At 41.4% G+C, this 18,593-nt stretch carries 11 protein-coding genes; 4 read left to right on the top strand and 7 right to left on the bottom strand.

Annotated elements, in window-relative coordinates; all coding sequences use genetic code 11:
- The first annotated feature begins 252 nt into the window (after positions 1-252).
- The 3 genes from FK178_RS03330 to FK178_RS03320 are packed head-to-tail and all read left to right on the top strand — an operon-like array spanning position 253 to position 10,970.
- Complete coding sequence (locus FK178_RS03330; RefSeq protein WP_146830979.1) at positions 253-8,160, top strand: HYR domain-containing protein; 7,908 nt, start codon at positions 253-255, stop codon at positions 8,158-8,160.
- A 4-nt stretch (positions 8,161-8,164) separates the two neighbouring features.
- Complete coding sequence (locus FK178_RS03325) at positions 8,165-9,079, top strand: PorP/SprF family type IX secretion system membrane protein (RefSeq protein WP_146830977.1); 915 nt, start codon at positions 8,165-8,167, stop codon at positions 9,077-9,079.
- A 16-nt stretch (positions 9,080-9,095) separates the two neighbouring features.
- The gene (locus FK178_RS03320; RefSeq protein WP_146830975.1) at positions 9,096-10,970 is read left to right on the top strand and encodes an OmpA family protein; all 1,875 of its coding nucleotides are present in this window, start codon (positions 9,096-9,098) and stop codon (positions 10,968-10,970) included.
- Between the two features lie 626 nt (positions 10,971-11,596).
- Here FK178_RS03320 and FK178_RS03315 read toward each other — a convergent pair.
- The 6 genes from FK178_RS03315 to rpsA form a co-directional block, all read right to left on the bottom strand.
- Entirely contained in the window at positions 11,597-12,103 is a 507-nt protein-coding gene (locus tag FK178_RS03315; protein WP_146830973.1) for a CAP domain-containing protein, read from the bottom strand.
- Positions 12,104-12,269: 166 nt separating this feature from the next.
- Positions 12,270-13,175: a ribonuclease Z gene (locus tag FK178_RS03310; protein ID WP_146830971.1), complete on the bottom strand. Its 906-nt coding sequence runs from the start codon at positions 13,173-13,175 to the stop codon at positions 12,270-12,272.
- Between the two features lie 37 nt (positions 13,176-13,212).
- Positions 13,213-13,545 (bottom strand): ribonuclease Z, encoded by a 333-nt coding sequence (locus tag FK178_RS03305; protein WP_146830969.1) that lies wholly within the window; start codon positions 13,543-13,545, stop codon positions 13,213-13,215.
- Between the two features lie 28 nt (positions 13,546-13,573).
- Complete coding sequence (locus FK178_RS03300) at positions 13,574-14,503, bottom strand: aspartate carbamoyltransferase catalytic subunit (RefSeq protein WP_146830967.1); 930 nt, start codon at positions 14,501-14,503, stop codon at positions 13,574-13,576.
- 7 nt (positions 14,504-14,510) lie between these two features.
- Positions 14,511-15,050, bottom strand: a complete 540-nt coding sequence (pyrR, locus tag FK178_RS03295; RefSeq protein ID WP_146830965.1) for a bifunctional pyr operon transcriptional regulator/uracil phosphoribosyltransferase PyrR — start codon at positions 15,048-15,050, stop codon at positions 14,511-14,513.
- Positions 15,051-15,222: 172 nt separating this feature from the next.
- On the bottom strand, positions 15,223-17,052 hold the full coding sequence (gene rpsA, locus FK178_RS03290; protein ID WP_146830963.1) for a 30S ribosomal protein S1: 1,830 nt from the start codon (positions 17,050-17,052) through the stop codon (positions 15,223-15,225).
- A 233-nt stretch (positions 17,053-17,285) separates the two neighbouring features.
- Here rpsA and FK178_RS03285 point away from each other — a divergent pair, with 233 nt between their 5' ends.
- Positions 17,286-17,726, top strand: coding sequence for a Gmad2 immunoglobulin-like domain-containing protein (locus FK178_RS03285; RefSeq protein ID WP_146830961.1), 441 nt, complete (start codon positions 17,286-17,288; stop codon positions 17,724-17,726).
- 1 nt (position 17,727) lies between these two features.
- Here the strand turns inward: FK178_RS03285 and cmk are convergent, their stop codons facing one another.
- A complete protein-coding gene (gene cmk / locus FK178_RS03280) occupies positions 17,728-18,426 on the bottom strand; it encodes a (d)CMP kinase (protein ID WP_146830959.1) in 699 nt (232 codons plus the stop codon).
- Between the last annotated feature and the right edge of the window lie 167 nt (positions 18,427-18,593).

Here is an 18,593-nt window from a genome sequence, read left to right as displayed (position 1 = left end):
CTTTTTTTAGGAAAGTTTTATAATAATTTTACATAATAATTAATACAAAATCCAAATTGGTCCCCAAATCGATTTGTCAAAGATTCCCCCGACAGCAATCTTCCGTGTTAATTATAAATGTCCATTTTATTGAACATTTTGATGATTGTAACCCTACAAATCATCTTATTATCGTCTGAATAAAAATAAAGGAAACTTTTCCGCTAGCGGTAAGTTTCAAAAATAGAATTATATAATTCAAAGATGTAAATTATGATTTGGAAAACTACTCTCGCATTTTTGGTCTCTTTTTTAAATGCTATGGGAATAGCATTGGAAAATAAAAAGATCATTCGCTTTCCTTCGGTGATATTGGTCCTTTCAATAGGTTTACTATCTACCGGGAACCTTTTCGCTCAAACAGCGCCGGTTGTAGAACCCACCGGTGGTTTTCACATAGATGGCGATCTTCAGGCAAATACCCCTCAATCGGGTATTGGCGACTGGCTTCCGGGAACTTCAGGTACCGGTGGGTTTGTATTTAATGCCAATGGAACTCCTGTAGATGCTACAAGAACCTTTAGGATTACAGATCCATACAATTCAAATACGGATAATATTTTTCAGGGTGGTGGAAAATTCAATGATGATCCTAATACCTGGAAATGGACTACAGGGAAAGCCACAGGAAAAGGTGATATAAATAATATCCTTGTCCACCTGGGTGAGGATAATAATAATGATCAATGGTTAATATTAGCCAGTGACCGTTTGGAAGTAAACGGAACCGCCTATATAGATTTTGAATTATTACAAAACAAAGTTACCCCAATAGCCGGAGGAACCTTTTCATCTGCCGGACCTAACGGTGGGAGAACTTTAGGCGATCTTTTGATAGCAGTGGAATATACAAATGGTGGAAGTCTTGCTACCATAAGTTATTTTGAGTGGGAAGCAGTGGGACCAGGTTACGATTATGTTCTTAAAAATAATCCCGGCCCAAACAGGTTCGGAATGACAAATACCAGCACTGTTAATACTGCGTTAGGAGCTTTTGGAAGTAATCAATACCAACCTTATCAATTTGTAGAAGCAGCAATTAATATTTCCGCATTTTTCGGAGCTTCAAATCCCTGCCAGGGAATCACAATTGGAAATGTTCTTGTAAAGACCAAGGCCTCTGCGGCAGCTACAGCTTCTTTGTACGATTTTGTAACTCCTGTAGATGTAAAACTAAACCTTGGGACTGCAAGCATTGAATATAATCCTGCTGATTTTTGCGGCGCTTCTGCCTCCCCGCTTATAAATGGAGTACAGGGTGGAACCTTTTCTTCCACCAACGGTTTAACAATAAATAGTTCAACAGGTGCTATAAATTTAGAAAGCAGCACTCCCGGAACTTACACAATAACTTACTCGTTTACCACGGCAGGTTGTCCAAAATCTGTAACTGTAGATGTTACAATACCTGTTTCTTCCCCTCTTCCCGTAGTTGAGGACCAATCTTATTGTATAGGAGAAGGAGTTCAGGATTACGATGTAACAGTTACTCCCGGATATAGTATTAATTATTATACTTCAGCTACCGCTGAAACACCTCTAACCGGAACTCCCACAGTTAATACCAATACAAGCGAGGCGGGAGAATATTCTGTATGGGTTAGTTCATTTAAGGAAGGAGAATGTGAAAGTGAAAGACTTGAAGTGAAAATTATTGTAAAACCTCTTCCGGTTGCCAATATCGCAAACAACAACGGCCTTGCTCTTAGCTGTGCAAATCCTTCAACTACCCTTACCGCTTCAGGTGGGGTGAGCTACTCCTGGTCTAATGGATCTGAGGTTGTTGGAACAGAAGCTGAATTAACAGTAACTACTGCCGGAACTTTCACTGTAACCGTAACTGCTGCCAATGGATGTACCGCTACTTCTTCAGTAACTACTACTCTTGACAATACAGTACCTGTTGCTGAGATCGAAAACAACAACGGACTTGCTCTTAGCTGTTCTGTTCCTTCAACTACTCTTACCGCTTCTGGTGGGGTGAGCTACTCCTGGTCTAATGGATCTGAGGTAGTTGGAACAGAAGCAAACTTAACAGTATCTACTGCCGGAACTTTCACTGTAACTGTAACAGGTGAGAATGGATGTACCGCTACTGCTTCAGTAACAACTACTCTTGACAATACAGTACCTGTTGCGGAGATCGAAAACAACAACGGACTTGCTCTTAGCTGTTCTGTTCCTTCAACTACCCTTACCGCGTCAGGTGGGGTGAGCTACTCCTGGTCAAATGGATCTGAGGTAGTTGGAACAGAAGCAAACCTAACAGTATCTACTGCCGGAACTTTCACTGTGACCGTAACTGCTGCTAACGGGTGTACCGCTACTGCTTCAGTAACAACTACTCTTGACAATACAGTACCTGCTGCTGCAATAAGCAATAGCGGATTGGAACTTAGCTGTAACATCACATCATTAACTCTTACCGCCTCAGGTGGCGTAAGCTACTCCTGGTCTAACGGATCTATGGTAGTGGGAACTTCTGCTGCTCTTGAAGTAAGCGAGGCCGGAACTTATACTGTAACTGTAACTGGTGAGAACGGATGTACTGCTACTGCTTCTGAAACTGTAACGCTTGACGATACCCTTCCTGCTGCTGCAATCAGCAACAGCGGATTGGAACTAAGCTGTAACATCACATCTCTAACCCTTACCGCGTCAGGTGGGGTGAGCTACTCCTGGTCAAATGGATCTGAGGTAGTTGGAACAGAAGCAAACCTAACAGTATCTACTGCCGGAACTTTCACTGTAACTGTAACCGGTGAGAATGGATGTACCGCTACTGCTTCAGTAACAACTACTCTTGACAATACAGTACCTGTTGCGGAGATCGAAAATAACAACGGCCTTGCTCTTAGCTGTTCTGTTCCTTCAACTACTCTTACCGCTTCAGGTGGGGTGAGCTACTCCTGGTCCAATGGATCTGAGGTGGTTGGAACAGAAGCAAACCTAACAGTATCTACTGCCGGAACTTTCACTGTAACCGTAACTGCTGCTAACGGGTGTACCGCTACTGCTTCAGTAACTACTACTCTTGACAATACAGTACCTGCTGCTGCAATCAGCAACAGCGGATTGGAACTTAGCTGTAACATCACATCTCTAATCCTTACCGCTTCTGGCGGAGTAAGCTACTCCTGGTCTAACGGATCTATGGTAGTGGGAACTTCGGCTGCTCTTGAAGTAAGCGAGGCCGGAACATATACCGTAACTGTAACAGGTGAGAACGGATGTACCGCTACTGCTTCTGAAACTGTAACTCTTGACGATACCCTTCCGGCTGCTGCAATAAGCAACAGCGGATTGGAACTAAGCTGTAACATCACATCATTAACTCTTACCGCTTCTGGCGGAGTAAGCTACTCTTGGTCCAATGGATCTATGGTAGTTGGAACTTCTGCTGCTCTTGAAGTAAGCGAGGCCGGAACATATACCGTAACTGTAACAGGTGAGAACGGATGTACCGCTACTGCTTCTGAAACTGTAACGCTTGACGATACCCTTCCTGCTGCTACAATCAGCAACAACGGATTGGAACTAAGCTGTAACATCACATCATTAACGCTAACCGCTTCTGGTGGGGTAAGCTACTCCTGGTCTAACGGATCTATGGTAGTTGGAACTTCTGCTGCTCTTGAAGTAAGCGAAGCCGGTACTTATACCGTAACTGTAACCGGTGAGAATGGATGTACTGCTACTGCTTCTGAAACTGTAACACTTGACGATACCCTTCCGGCTGCTGCAATCAGCAATAGCGGATTGGAACTAAGCTGTAATATCACATCTCTAACCCTTACCGCTTCAGGTGGAGTAAGCTACTCCTGGTCTAACGGATCTATGGTAGTTGGAACTTCTGCATCTTTAGAAGTAAGCGAGGCGGGAACTTATACCGTAACTGTAACAGGTGAGAACGGATGTACTGCTACTGCTTCTGAAACTGTAACTCTTGACGATACCCTGCCGGCTGCTGCAATAAGCAACAGCGGATTGGAACTAAGCTGTACTATCACATCTCTAACCCTTACCGCTTCAGGTGGGGTGAGCTACTCCTGGTCTAACGGATCTATGGTAGTGGGAACTTCTGCTGCTTTGGAAGTAAGCGAGGCCGGAACATATACTGTAACTGTAACAGGTGAGAACGGATGTACCGCTACTGCTTCTGAAACTGTAACCCTTGACGATACCCTTCCTGCTGCTGCAATCAGCAACAGCGGATTGGAACTAAGCTGTAACATCACATCTCTAACCCTTACCGCTTCAGGTGGGGTAAGCTACTCCTGGTCTAACGGATCTATGGTAGTTGGAACTTCTGAATCTTTAGAAGTGAGCGAGGCCGGAACTTATACCGTAACTGTAACAGGTGAGAACGGATGTACCGCTACTGCTTCTGAAACTGTAACTCTTGACGATACCCTTCCGGCTGCTGCAATCAGCAACAGCGGATTGGAGCTTAGCTGTAACATCACATCTCTAACTCTTACCGCTTCCGGTGGGGTGAGCTACTCCTGGTCTAACGGATCTATAGTAGTTGGAACTTCTGAATCTTTAGAAGTAAGCGAGGCCGGAACATATACTGTAACTGTAACTGGTGAGAACGGATGTACCGCTACTGCTTCTGAAACTGTAACTCTTGACGATACCCTTCCTGCTGCTGCAATAAGCGACAGCGGATTGGAACTTAGCTGTAACATCACATCTCTAACCCTTACGGCTTCGGGTGGCGTAAGCTACTCCTGGTCTAACGGATCTATGGTAGTGGGAACTTCTGCTGCTTTGGAAGTAAGCGAGGCCGGAACATATACTGTAACTGTAACAGGTGAGAACGGATGTACCGCTACTGTTTCTGAAACTGTTACTCTTGACGATACCCTTCCTGCTGCTGCAATCAGCAACAGCGGATTGGAACTAAGCTGTAACATCACATCTCTAACCCTTACCGCTTCAGGTGGGGTAAGCTACTCCTGGTCTAACGGATCTATGGTAGTTGGAACTTCTGAATCTTTAGAAGTGAGCGAGGCCGGAACTTATACTGTAACTGTAACCGGTGAGAACGGATGTACCGCTACTGCTTCTGAAACTGTAACGCTTGACGATACACTTCCAGCTGCTGCAATAAGCAACAGCGGATTGGAACTTAGCTGTAACATCACATCATTAACTCTAACTGCTTCTGGTGGGGTAAGCTACTCCTGGTCTAACGGATCTATGGTAGTGGGAACTTCTGCTGCTCTTGAAGTAAGCGAAGCCGGTACTTATACCGTAACTGTAACAGGTGAGAATGGATGTACTGCTACTGCTTCTGAAACTGTAAACTTTATTCCAGATACCCAAGATCCGGTATTTGATTCAGTAAGCGATATCAGTGTAAACGTAGATGCCGGAATATGTGGGGCTGTTGTGAACTATGAAGTTCCAACTGCTACTGATAACTGCGAAGGAACTGAAGTTAGCCTAACCGATGGTTTGGCCTCCGGAATTGAATTCCCGGTAGGAACTACCACTGTTACTTATACTGCTACAGATGCTGCAGGAAACACAGTTTCTGTAAGCTTCACTGTAACTGTAATTGATAATGAGGCTCCGGTGATCGCTTGTATAGACAACATCACCCAGGCAACCGATATGGGGGCTGCTACTGCAGTAGTTAGCTTTGAAGCTCCGGTGGGAACTGATAACTGTGCAGCTACCACAGAACAAACTGCAGGTTTACCTTCAGGAAGTGAATTCCCAATTGGAACTACAACTAATACGTATGTGGTAACCGATGCTGCAGGAAACACAGCTACCTGTAGCTTCACCGTAACCGTGGTTGACGAAGAAGATCCAACTATCTCCTGCCCTGCCAATATCAATATGAATGTTGATGCCGGAATCTGTGGTGCGGTTGTAGAATTTGAAATGCCTGTGGCAAATGACAACTCAGGAAACGTAACTGTAACTCAAACCGCCGGACCTGCTTCAGGAGAAGTATTCCCTGTAGGAACAACTACTGTAAGCTTCACTGCAACAGACGAAGCAGGAAATACTGCAACCTGCAGCTTTACAGTAACTGTTGAGGACAATGAAGCTCCTGTATTTGATTCAGTAAGCGATATCACTGTAAATGTTGATGCCGGAATATGTGGGGCTGTTGTGAACTATGAAGTTCCAACCGCTACTGATAACTGCGAAGGAACTGAAGTTAGCTTAACTGATGGTTTGGCCTCCGGAAGTGAATTCCCGGTGGGAACTACCACTGTTACTTATACCGCTACAGATGCTGCAGGAAACACAGTTTCCGTAAGCTTCACTGTAACTGTAATTGATAATGAAGCTCCGGTGATCGCTTGTATAGACAACATCACCCAGGCAACCGATATGGGAGCTGCTACTGCAGTAGTTAGCTTTGAAGCTCCGATGGGAACTGATAATTGTGGAGCTACCACAGAGCAAACTGTAGGTTTACTTTCAGGAAGTGAATTTCCAATTGGAACCACAACTAATACATATGTGGTAACCGATGCTGCCGGAAATACTGCTACCTGTAGCTTCACCGTAACCGTGGTAGATGAGGAAGACCCAACTATCTCCTGCCCTGCCAATATCAATATGAATGTTGATGCCGGAATATGTGGTGCGGTTGTAGAATTTGAAATGCCTGTGGCAAATGACAACTCAGGAAACGTAACTGTAACTCAAACCGCGGGACCTGCTTCAGGAGAAGTATTCCCTGTAGGAACAACTACTGTAAGCTTCACTGCAACAGACGAAGCAGGAAATACTGCGACCTGCAGCTTTACTGTAACTGTTGAAGACAATGAAGCTCCTGTATTTGGTTCAGTAAGCGATATCACTGTAAATGTTGATGCCGGAATATGTGGGGCTGTTGTGAACTATGAAGTTCCAACCGCTACTGATAACTGCGAAGGAACTGAAGTTAGCTTAACTGATGGTTTGGCCTCCGGAAGTGAATTCCCGGTAGGAACTACCACTGTTACTTATACCGCTACAGATGCTGCAGGAAACACAGTTACCATAACTTTCACAGTTACCGTAGTAGATAACATTGCTCCTGTAATTTCCTGTAATGAGAATATAAATATTGAAGTAGAATTCGGGGTAACCGGTGCGGTTGTTAATTATAATGCACCAACGGCAACCGACAACTGTCCTGGCACCACGATCGTACAACGTGAAGGGCTTTCTTCAGGAAGTACATTCCCTGTGGGAACTACAACAAATACCTTTATTGTGACAGATGCAGCAGGTAATACTGCAACCTGTAGCTTCACAGTAACTATTGTTGAAATACCAGAACCTACTCCTTCAACACCAGTTATAGTTGAAGTTATTCAACCAACCTGCCAGGTTCCGACCGGAAGCATAGAAGTTGAAACTGAAGAAGAAATGGAATACAGCATTAATGGAACCGATTATCAGGAAAGCGGAATCTTCAGTGATCTTGCACCTGGTACCTATTCAGTAACTGCCAGAAATAGCAGCGGAGCAGTTTCAGATCCGGTTCAGGTAATTCTGGATGAACCTTCCGGTACTGTGAGCATTACAACATTTGTTGAGCTTTGTAACGATGAAACTGAAGATATTTTTGACCTGTTCGACCTGGTAGATGCGGAAAGTGACCAGACAGGCACCTGGGTTGATTCATCGCAAACCGGCGAATTAAACGGAAGCCTGATTGATCCTAAAAATCTTGCACCGGGCAGATATACTTTCACCTACGTGATCACAGGAGCCTGTGCTTCCAGTACTGAGGTTATTGTTGAGATCACAGATTGTATTATTCTTCCTTGTACTCTTAGTGATATAAAAGACAGTATTTCTAAAGTTGTAACCCCGGATAATGGAGATGGATTGGGACATAATGACTTCTTCACAATAGATATTAGTAACGAATGTGGATTCACTTATAATGTGAAGATCTTTAACCGCTGGGGTGCTGAAATATTCTCGGCTGTGAACTACGATAATAACTGGGACGGGCAATCCAATAGATCGGTAACTTCTTCCAATCAGTTACCATCAGGAACTTACTACTATATTGTTGAGATATTCGAAAGCAATGGCAATCGTCCATTCGAGCCAATACAAGGTTACATTTACTTAGGAACTAAACAACTATAAAAACATGAAAAATTTCTATATCCTTATAGCGATACTTTTTGCAGGTTTGTTTTCAACACAGGCCCAGCAATTACCACAGTTCACCCAGTATATGTATAACACTATCTCCATAAACCCTGCATATGCGGGTAGCAGGGACGGGTTATCTCTAACGGCACTGCACAGGAGCCAGTGGGCAGGGATAAGTGGTGGGCCACAAACCCAGACAATTTCTGTTCATTCCCCCCTTTCTAATGAAAAAGTAGGTTTAGGGTTATCAGTAATAAATGATAAAGCAGGTTATGAAAATTACACTTATTTGTATGGGGACTTTTCCTATACCATCAATGTAAGCTCTGATGTTACCCTTGCATTCGGTTTAAAAGGAGGTATGAGTTATTATGACCTTGACGAGGATTTGTTTGCTGAACCAAGCGTGATCCAGGATCCGTTCTTCCGGGAACGTTTCAACAAATGGACGCCGAATTTTGGTGCAGGTTTGTATCTCTCTGCCCAGGACTGGTACCTTGGGTTGTCGGCCCCAAAACTTCTGAATAATGATAATAATGAATTCAGCGAATATGTTGCACTGGAACAGGTTCATTATTATTTAACAGGGGGTTATGTGTTTGACCTTAGCCCTAACTGGAAACTTAGGCCAACTGCCCTGGTAAAAGCAACATCAGGGGCTCCCCTATCCTTTGATATGTCTGGCACCGTGATCTTCGATGAGAAATTGTATTTGGGTGCTACCTACAGGATTGATGATGCCATTGGAGCTTTTGTAGATTTCCAAATCTTTGAACCCCTGCGTATAGGATATGGTTATGAATATTCAATTTCAGATCTAAGACCTTACACTTCAGGTTCACACGAGGTGATCCTTATATATGAAATGCGCTTTAAAAACACCAAATATAAATCTCCACGATTTTTCTAACATAAAATAAGCTATTATGAAGAATTTCTACTACTTAATACTTCTGCTTTTTATCGGGAACAGTTTCACGGTTACAGCCCAAACCGGAAAACAAAAGAAAGCCGATAGACTGTACAATGACCTGGCTTATATAGAAGCTGTGGAAGTTTATAAGGACCTCATTGAAAATGAGTATAACGCCACTTATAACAGCCTTAAACTGGGTGACAGTTATATGAAATTGCGCAGCCCTGAAAATGCGGTATTCTATTACGGAGATGCTATAAATTCTGAGAATGTTGCTCCTGAATATTATTTCAAATACGCCCAGGCGCTAAGAGGAGTAAAACGGTATGATGAGTCCCGCCAATGGCTTCAAAAGTACAGGGAAGCCAACGGAACTAACAGAACTGTAGATGACCTGCTTGCCGGGGATATCAAAAATTTTGAGATAGCAGATGAGTATTCTCTGGAAGCGGTAACATTTAACTCTGGTTTAAGTGATTTTGGAGCTTTTGAAAAAGATGGAAAGATCTATTTTGTCTCTGCAAGAGATGAAGGTATGTCCAAAAAGAATAAGATCTATTCCTGGAATGGGGAACCCTTCCTGGATATCTATCAATTGGATGGGGAAACCGTTACTCCATTAACCGGAGATGTAAATACAATTCTACACGATGGCCCGTTGACCATTACCAAAGACGGGAAGTATATGTATTTTAACCGTAACAATTACCTTAATAACAAGCAGGGAAAACGGGATAAGGAAAATACCAACCATCTAAAGATCTATCGTGCCACCAATGTAAACGGACAATGGAAAGATATAGTTGAACTTCCGTTTAATAATGACGCTTATTCCGTAGGTCACCCTGCCCTGGCAGCCGATGAGAAGACTTTGTACTTTGCATCAGACATGCCAAATGGTTTTGGAGGAACAGATATTTATAAAGTAGAGATCCTGGGGGACAATGTTTATGGCAATCCTGTAAACCTGGGAGAGCAAATAAACACCAGCCTGGATGAATCCTTTCCTTTTATTACAGAATATAATGTATTGTACTTCTCCTCAAACGGACATTTAGGCTTCGGTTTAATGGATATTTTCAAGGCAGACCTGGGTGTAATGAATATTAAGATTGAAAATCTTGGAGCACCTGTGAACAGTAATATGGATGATTTCGCCTATTTTCAGAGAGATGCGATCAATACAGGATATTTTGCTTCCAACCGTGATAACGGGGTAGATAATATTTTCGGGTTTAATTTATTAAAACCCCTGATGTTGAAAGGAAATGTAACCGACAAGGTTAATAAGCGCCCTGTGTCTAATGCGAATATTATTCTTCAGAATGAAAATAATGAGCAAATAGCTTTTCTTGAAACAGATGAAGATGGTTATTACGAAACCCTTATAAGCCGAAACAAGCAATATCCAATTGAGGCCAAACACATTGAATACCAGGAGAAGAAAGGAACTGTAAACTCAATGGATATGGACGATAAGGAAGAACTTGTCTACAATATCGAATTAGATCCAATTGAAGATGTTGAGTACCTTGCGGAGATAGACATAATTTATTTTGATTTTGACAAGCACAATATAAGGCCGGATGCCGCCAGGGAACTGGATAAACTGGTAGACCTTATGACCAATAAATATCCAGAGCTGGTAATTGAGATTGGTTCTCATACAGATATAAGAGGAAGCAACCAGTATAACGAAGGCCTGGCGGAAAGAAGGGCTAAATCTACCTACGATTACCTGATCTCTAAAGGAATAAGTGCAGATAGAATTGCAGCATATACCGGTTATGGAGAAAGAGAACTGGCGGTAGAGTGCGAAAGATGCAATAAAGAACAACACCAGTTAAACCGAAGATCGGTTTTCAAAGTGGTGAAAATGAATTAAGGATTTTTGGGGCAATTGAAATTAAAGGTCAGACTTAAGGTCTGGCCTTTTTTGTTGAAAGAAATTCTTCACTAAGAGTAGAAAAGTTCTTATAAAAGCCACAGCTTAAACATTCCTGTATACATTAATCTAAAACCGGGCACCAATGGATCAAAGGTTTTTTAAACTAGTTATTTCAGCAGAAAATAAATACGCCCCGGAAGTTTCTATTTCGTTTCGGGGAGACAACCATGAACAGCAGGGATTTTAATGGGAATTCTATTGCCCTGCAGGGTGGGCGGACCCGGGAACACCAAGATATTACCAATGAAGATTTTGTAATGATTAAGCCCGAGAGGGTGAAATATTAAAATTACAGGCACATCTTTTGACCAAAATTCCCCTTTGTAAAGCCCCATAGGCCATTAATACAAAAACGATACCTCCAACCCTCGTTAAAGTCACTCCTGTATGTTAAGGCCCCGAAGAGATATAAAAGTATAACGGTGGGGGCTGCCCATCATTCCCTGATTGACCTCTAGAGGCATAATATAAGGCGAACACACCCTCCCCTTACAGCTAAACCAAAAAAAAAAAGGATTAGACTGGTCTAACCCTTTTTAATAAATTAACAAACCAAAAAAATATTATCTCCTCGCGAAAATATTTGTAAAATAATTCTTTCCATCTTCATCCTGAGATACAGAGATCCCGAAATGAGTAAAATTACCTTCAATATTGCTGCGGTGTCCTTCACTGTTAAGCCAGGCTTTAACAACAGCATCTGAGGTTCTATATCCATATCCAATGTTCTCACTCACAGATTTTGCCCCAATTGTATTCACCAGGGTTGTATATCTATAGGAAAAATTGTCGTGGCTCACATTTTTATTTTGGATCATATAGTCATTATGATCTGCCGCTAGAAAAGTAATTCCGTCTACTTTTTTAAGAACAGTCAGGCCTTTGCTTACCCTGTGGTCATTAACAGCTTTAAGAATTTCGGTTTCAATTTTACTGTAGGTAACATAATCTACCAGATCTGCCGTTTTAATTGCAGCATTTTCTTCGGTAAGATCGGTGTCTTTAGTACAGGAACTAAACATTAGAACACAAACTAAAGCCAAACACAATTGTTTTGTAAGAGTGTACATAGGCATGTAGGTTAATAAGACTTGGGACAGCCAAAGTACACAAAAAACCGATTAAATGCACAATTGATATTGCACTTCATCGATTTTATCCAAAATTTAACATAATCCGCAGGATATTTCCTACAAACTATATAGTTGAAAGTAAGGGAGTTGGGTTTTTTGTATGTTAAAAATTGAAGGTTTTTCCGTCATCGGCCAATTCCACCCGTGAAAAGATGAGATTAGCTTCTTTTGCAAACAGGGAAATATCGGCATATCGGGTTGAATAGTGCCCCAGAATCAACTTTCCTACATTGGCTTCCCTGGCAATAGTTGCAGCCTGTTTAGCGGTAGAATGTTTTGTGGGAAATGCCAGGTCTGCATTTTCTTCCAGGAAAGTGGCTTCGTGGTATAAGACACTACTTTCTTTAATCTGGTTTACTATATCCATATCAAAAACAGTATCACTGCAATATGCATAACTTAAAGGAGGATCTGGTGGGGCGGTAACATATTCATTCGGGATCAATTTGCCTTCTTCCGATATTACATCCTTTCCCAATTTAAGGCTTTGATATAATGTGACATCTATCTTGTGTTCCACCGCTTCATTAATGAGCAGTTTCCTTAAACCCGGTTTTTCCCTGAATATAAATCCATTCGTGTAGATACGGTGTTTTAAAGGAATTGTCTCGACGCTTACCTTTTCATCTTCAAAAATTACCTGAGGTTCTTTCCCCTCCAGTTCATGAAAAATCAGCAAATAATTTGTCCAGGAATTGGCAAGTTTAAGTTGCAGGGTAATAATCTCTTTGATTCCTTTTGGCCCGTATACGTGCAAATCGGTTTCCCGGTTAAGGAGCCTGAAGGTGGAGATCAAACCTATAAGTCCATAAAAATGATCGCCATGAAGATGGGAAATAAAGATATGCTGTATCCTGGAGAATTTAATTTTATTTCTTCTTAACTCTACCTGCGTACCTTCACCACAATCTATTAAGAATGTATGCCGGTTAATCTCCAGTACCTGCGAAGTGGGATTGGTAAATGTCCTGGGAGTGGCAGCGTAACAGCCTAATATGGTGAGCTTCATTTTTTAATATGTATCTTCTTCTTTACCGGGCAATAATTTAAAAGCCCAGCTCCCTCTCGAGTTCTTCCATGTTTATAATATCTTCTGCTTCCCGTAAGGTGGGAGCGATCATAAGTTCCTGCGGAAGGTTTTCAACACTTACCGGATTACTTGCTATTACAAAGGATCTTTTATTTGCCCGATGAAGGTCTGATATCTCCAGGAACATTAAGAGCTCTTTTACATCCAGATCGCCATGATCCAGAACATCTACGATCACATTATCTTTCTCAAAATCTGTATGATGCTTGGTGAGATAAGTCGCAAAGTCTGCCATATCCCCGCTATCATAAGTAAGAATGCTGTAATTATCTTTCCGCGTTATTTCCATGATGCTAGCTTTAAATACTTCCCTTAAATTAAGGTTTTATTTTTGATGCCAGTAAATATATAACTGCCATTCTTATTGCTACCCCGTTTTGAACCTGGTCCAGAATAATAGCCTGTTTTGAATCGGCAACATCACTGGTGATCTCAACCCCCCTGTTAATAGGCCCGGGGTGCATTATTACCACAGGTTTATCCAGAGAGTCCAGTAGTGCTTTATTTACCCCAAATTGCTGTGTATATTCCCTGGTGTTGGGAAAATAGCTAATCTCCATTCTTTCATTTTGCACCCGTAGCATGTTTGCAACATCACACCACTCCAAAGCTTTTCTTAAATTGGATTCCACTTTCACCCCCAGGGACTCAATATGTTTCGGGATCAAAGTTTTAGGGCCACACACCTTTACTTCAGCTCCCTGAAGTTTAAGGGCAAATATGTTGGACAAAGCTACCCTACTGTGCAGTATATCCCCTACTATAACCACTTTTTTTCCTTTAACCTCGCCAAGTTTTTCCCTTATGGAATAGGTATCCAACAATGCCTGGGTGGGATGTTCATGAGTGCCGTCTCCCGCATTAATTATACTGGCATTTACATGTTTTGAAAGAAAAATGCCGGCTCCGGGATTTGGGTGCCTCATAACTACCATATCTACCTTCATAGACAGGATATTGTTTACTGTATCTATAAGGGTTTCTCCTTTGCTTACAGAAGAGGAAGAGGAAGAAAAATTAATAACATCTGCACTTAACCTTTTTTCGGCAAGTTCAAAGGATAACCGGGTCCTGGTGCTGTTCTCAAAAAATAGATTTGCAATAGTGATATCGCGCAGGGACGGGACCTTTTTAATAGGCCGGTTGATCACTTCCTTAAAATGATCAGCCGTTTTAAAGATAAGGTCTATATCATCCCTTTTAAGGTATTTTATTCCCAATAAGTGGTTAACACTTAGTTCGCTCATTTATGTTTTATTTTGATATAAGATAAACGGCATCTTCTCCCTGATTTTCTTTCCAATGAACCTTTACCTGTTCCTCGTTAATAGCATCTACCTGCCTTCCCCTGTAATCTGGCTGGATGGGCAAATGCCTGCTGAACCTGCGATCTATAAAAGTAAGAAGTTCCACTTCTTTGGGTCTCCCAAAAGATTGAATTGCGGTTAAAGCCGCCCTTATACTCCTGCCGGTATACAACACGTCGTCTATAAACACAACCCGCTTATCTTCTACGATAAAGTCAATTTTGGTTTTGTTGGCTTCAAGAGGTTTTTCTCCCCTCCTGAAATCATCTCTGTAAAAAGTAATGTCCAGGTGGCCGTAAGGTATATTTTTGATCTTGTAGTCATTTTCAAGGATCTCAATGATCCTGTTGGCCAGATATACTCCCCTGGGTTGTATGCCTATGATCACGGTTTCTTTAAAACCCGGATGATTTTCTATTAACTGGCAGGCCAAACGCTGAAGAATAATGTTGATTTCCTTTGAATTAAGCAACACTTTTTGGCTCATAGTTTTGTCTGGCTGGAATGGTTAAAACAAAAGTAAGATTTTTTTAGAATTATAACGGTTGAAATACAACATCTATTTAAATGGGGAAATGAGGGTATAAAAAAACCTCCCCGGATTTCCAGAGAGGTTTCATATTTATAGAAAAATGGTTTCCACCTGGGTGGAGTAAGGATTATTTCCCTTCCATTTTGTCTTTTAAAGCCTGAAGCTCAGCATTTACATCACCAATGGTGGTTTTTTCGTTAGACTGGGCAGCTTGTTTTTTAGCAGCCTGCTTAACTATTTGCTGTTCTTCTTCTTTATGTATCGCAGTGTGAGATGCTACCACTCTTTTGAATTCTTTGTTGAATTCAATGATCTGGAATTCTGCACTCTCTCCCTGGTTCAATTTCTTACCATCTTCTTTTTCAAGGTGACGGGTAGGAACAAAAGCAGTGATATCTTCGTTAAACTCGATAGTCGCTCCTTTGTCTACTATTTCAGAAATTTCAGCAGTGTGGGTTGTACCTACAGCAAACTCAGTTTCATACTTATCCCAGGGATTGGTCTCGGTTTGTTTGTGACCTAAACTAAGTTTACGGCCATCAACATCAAGTTCAAGAACAACAACCTCCAGTTTATCACCTACGTTGGTGAATTCACTAGGATGCTTGATCTTCTTGGTCCAGGAAAGATCAGAGATATAAATAAGTCCGTCAATTCCTTCTTCCAATTCTACGAATACACCAAAGTTTGTAAAGTTACGCACAATTCCTGTGTGCTTAGAACCTACAGGGTATTTGGCAGTAATATCTGTCCATGGATCTGCGCTTAGTTGCTTGATACCAAGTGACATTTTACGGTCATCACGATCTAAAGTTAAGATCTGTGCTTCAACCTCATCCCCTACTTTCACGAAATCCTGTGCAGAACGCAGGTGGGTACTCCAGGACATTTCAGAAACGTGGATAAGACCTTCAACACCTTCAGCAACTTCAATGAATGCTCCGTAATCTGCAATTACAACAACTTTCCCGGTTACTTTATCCCCAACTTTTAAGTTTTCGTCTAAAGCCTCCCATGGGTGTTTGTGCAATTGTTTTAATCCTAATTGAATTCTTGTCTTAGCTTCATCAAAGTCAAGAATTACAACGTTAAGTTTTTGATCAAGTTCAACGATCTCATTTGGATGATTGATACGTGACCAGCTAAGATCTGTAATATGGATAAGTCCATCTACACCACCAAGATCTACGAACACACCGTAAGAAGTAATGTTCTTAACAGTACCTTCAAGTACCTGACCTTTTTCTAACTGACCAATGATCTCTTTCTTCTGCTCTTCAATATCTGCTTCGATAAGCGCTTTGTGAGATACTACAACGTTCTTGAATTCGTGGTTAATCTTAACAACTTTGAATTCCATTGTTTTACCTACATACGCATCGTAATCGCGAATTGGTTTTACGTCTATTTGTGAACCTGGCAAGAAAGCCTCAATTCCAAAAACGTCAACGATCATACCACCTTTGGTACGACATTTAACAAAACCATTTACTATTAAGCTCTCATCATGTGCTTTGTTCACACGATCCCACGCCATAATAACACGGGCTTTACGGTGAGAAAGGATTAATTGTCCTGTAGCATCTTCACGCACGTCAATTAAAACTTCTACCTCATCTCCAACCTTAAGGTCTGGATTGTAACGAAATTCATTCAAGGAAATTACCCCTTCACTCTTCGCATTAATGTCAATGATCGCATCACGGTCTGTGATGTTGATCACTCTACCTGTGGTAACTTCATCATCTAAAGTGTCAACGAAATTCTCTGCTACAAGCTTCTCAAACTCTTCCAGTTTGGTATCATCTACAGGGTCTATACCCTCTTCGTAGTTGTGCCAGTTAAAATCTGCAAGGAATTTTTCAGGATTTTCCTGTTGTGGAGATGTAGTCTCTTGAGTTTGAACTTCAGAATTTTCAGTATCCTGAATTTCTTGATTTTTTGTTTCTTCAGCCATTGCTGATAATAAATTTGTATCCTAAGCTTCTTCGGAAAAAATTCAGGCAATAAAAAACTTAGAAGTGATTATTGTTTTGATTTTCAACCCTTTTCTTTTTTCCATGATTTTGCCGAAAAGGTGTGCAAAAATACAACTTTTTATTTAATATTCAAATACTTCCGAAGCCATTAAATAAAGCTTTTTTAGTAAATTAGTAAGGGCTTACTTATCCTCCTTTAATAAACGGTGAAATGCAGAAATTAATATGGTTGGTTTTTTTGCTTTTACTTACCTCCTGCGGTGAGCAAAAAAAATCAAATAAAGATCCGGATCCCGTTGTTCCTAAAAGGGAAACGCCTGTAAATCCTACAAAAGATTTGCTTTCTATAACCAATCCTAGAGATGGAGAACAAATAAGCTCGCCTTTGCCCCTTGAAGGCCGCGCCCGGGGATATTGGTTTTTTGAAGCCGATGCTCCGGTCACACTGGTTGATGAATATTACAGTGTCCTTTCTCAAACTTATATTACTGCAGTTGGGGATTGGATGACAGAGGACTGGGTAGAATTTCGTGGGGAATTAAGTTTTCCTGAACCTCCAACAAAAACCGGGTATATAATTTTTTACAAAGCCAACCCTTCAGGATTGAAAGAACACAGTAACAGTGACACCATCAGGGTGGTATTTAAATAACTTAGTTTTCCTGTTCTATCATTTCCCGGGCAAGTTCCAATACTATTTTATACTGTTCCTCTGGGTTTAGAAAGGAATTATCTATTTCAATAGAATCTTCAGCCATAACAAGCGGGCTGTCTTCACGGGTGGTGTCCATAAGGTCCCTGTCTTCTACGTTCTTTAGAACTTCTTCATAGCTTACCTCCTGCCCTTTAGACTGCAGCTCTTTAAATCTACGGGTTGCCCTTTCCTCGGGAGAGGCGGTCATAAACAGTTTAAGTTCAGCATCGGGAAATACAACAGTTGCAATATCGCGGCCGTCCATAACTATTCCCCTTTCCTTTCCCATAAGCTGTTGCTGGGAGACCAATTTCTGGCGAACTTCTGAAATTGTTGCAACCTTACTTACGTTACCGGACACTTCCATTTGCCGTATCTCATCTTCCACATCCTCCCCATTTAAATACATAGCTGCAAAGCCACGCTTTTCATCAAAAATGAACTTCAGGCTAACTTCGGGTAATTTTTCAATAAGTCCCTTTTCATCTACACCTTGTGAAGAAATGAGGGAATTTCTCATAGCAAAGAGGGTTACTGCCCGGTACATGGCTCCGGTGTCAACGTAAACGTAACCCAATTCCTTTGCAAGTTGTTTGGCAACCGTACTTTTTCCTGTTGATGAAAACCCGTCTATGGCGATAGTTATTTTCCTGTTCATTTAATTATCCTGAATTAATAGCGGTGCAAAAATACTCAATTAGGATGGCACAGGAGTTATTTTAAAAAAATTAAAGATCTCAATGTTACTTTTTGCGCATTTGAACTTAAAATGGTTGAAACTCCCTTATATTATTCAAATCCTGAAAGATATACCTGGGGGATATG

This window comes from Antarcticibacterium arcticum, from assembly GCF_007993795.1.
GTDB lineage: Bacteria > Bacteroidota > Bacteroidia > Flavobacteriales > Flavobacteriaceae > Gillisia > Gillisia arctica.
This window is presented reverse-complemented; position numbering and strand designations above follow the sequence as displayed.

What these genes read in the sequence shown, in the direction of transcription:
- pyrR (WP_146830965.1), bottom strand. Translation starts at nt 15,050, where the DNA reads ATGAGCCAAAAAGTGTTGCTTAATTCAAAGGAAATCAACATTATTCTT.
- FK178_RS03330 (WP_146830979.1), top strand. Translation starts at nt 253, where the DNA reads ATGATTTGGAAAACTACTCTCGCATTTTTGGTCTCTTTTTTAAATGCT.
- FK178_RS03305 (WP_146830969.1), bottom strand. Translation starts at nt 13,545, where the DNA reads ATGGAAATAACGCGGAAAGATAATTACAGCATTCTTACTTATGATAGC.
- FK178_RS03285 (WP_146830961.1), top strand. Translation starts at nt 17,286, where the DNA reads ATGCAGAAATTAATATGGTTGGTTTTTTTGCTTTTACTTACCTCCTGC.
- FK178_RS03310 (WP_146830971.1), bottom strand. Translation starts at nt 13,175, where the DNA reads ATGAAGCTCACCATATTAGGCTGTTACGCTGCCACTCCCAGGACATTT.
- rpsA (WP_146830963.1), bottom strand. Translation starts at nt 17,052, where the DNA reads ATGGCTGAAGAAACAAAAAATCAAGAAATTCAGGATACTGAAAATTCT.
- FK178_RS03315 (WP_146830973.1), bottom strand. Translation starts at nt 12,103, where the DNA reads ATGTACACTCTTACAAAACAATTGTGTTTGGCTTTAGTTTGTGTTCTA.
- FK178_RS03320 (WP_146830975.1), top strand. Translation starts at nt 9,096, where the DNA reads ATGAAGAATTTCTACTACTTAATACTTCTGCTTTTTATCGGGAACAGT.
- FK178_RS03300 (WP_146830967.1), bottom strand. Translation starts at nt 14,503, where the DNA reads ATGAGCGAACTAAGTGTTAACCACTTATTGGGAATAAAATACCTTAAA.
- cmk (WP_146830959.1), bottom strand. Translation starts at nt 18,426, where the DNA reads ATGAACAGGAAAATAACTATCGCCATAGACGGGTTTTCATCAACAGGA.
- FK178_RS03325 (WP_146830977.1), top strand. Translation starts at nt 8,165, where the DNA reads ATGAAAAATTTCTATATCCTTATAGCGATACTTTTTGCAGGTTTGTTT.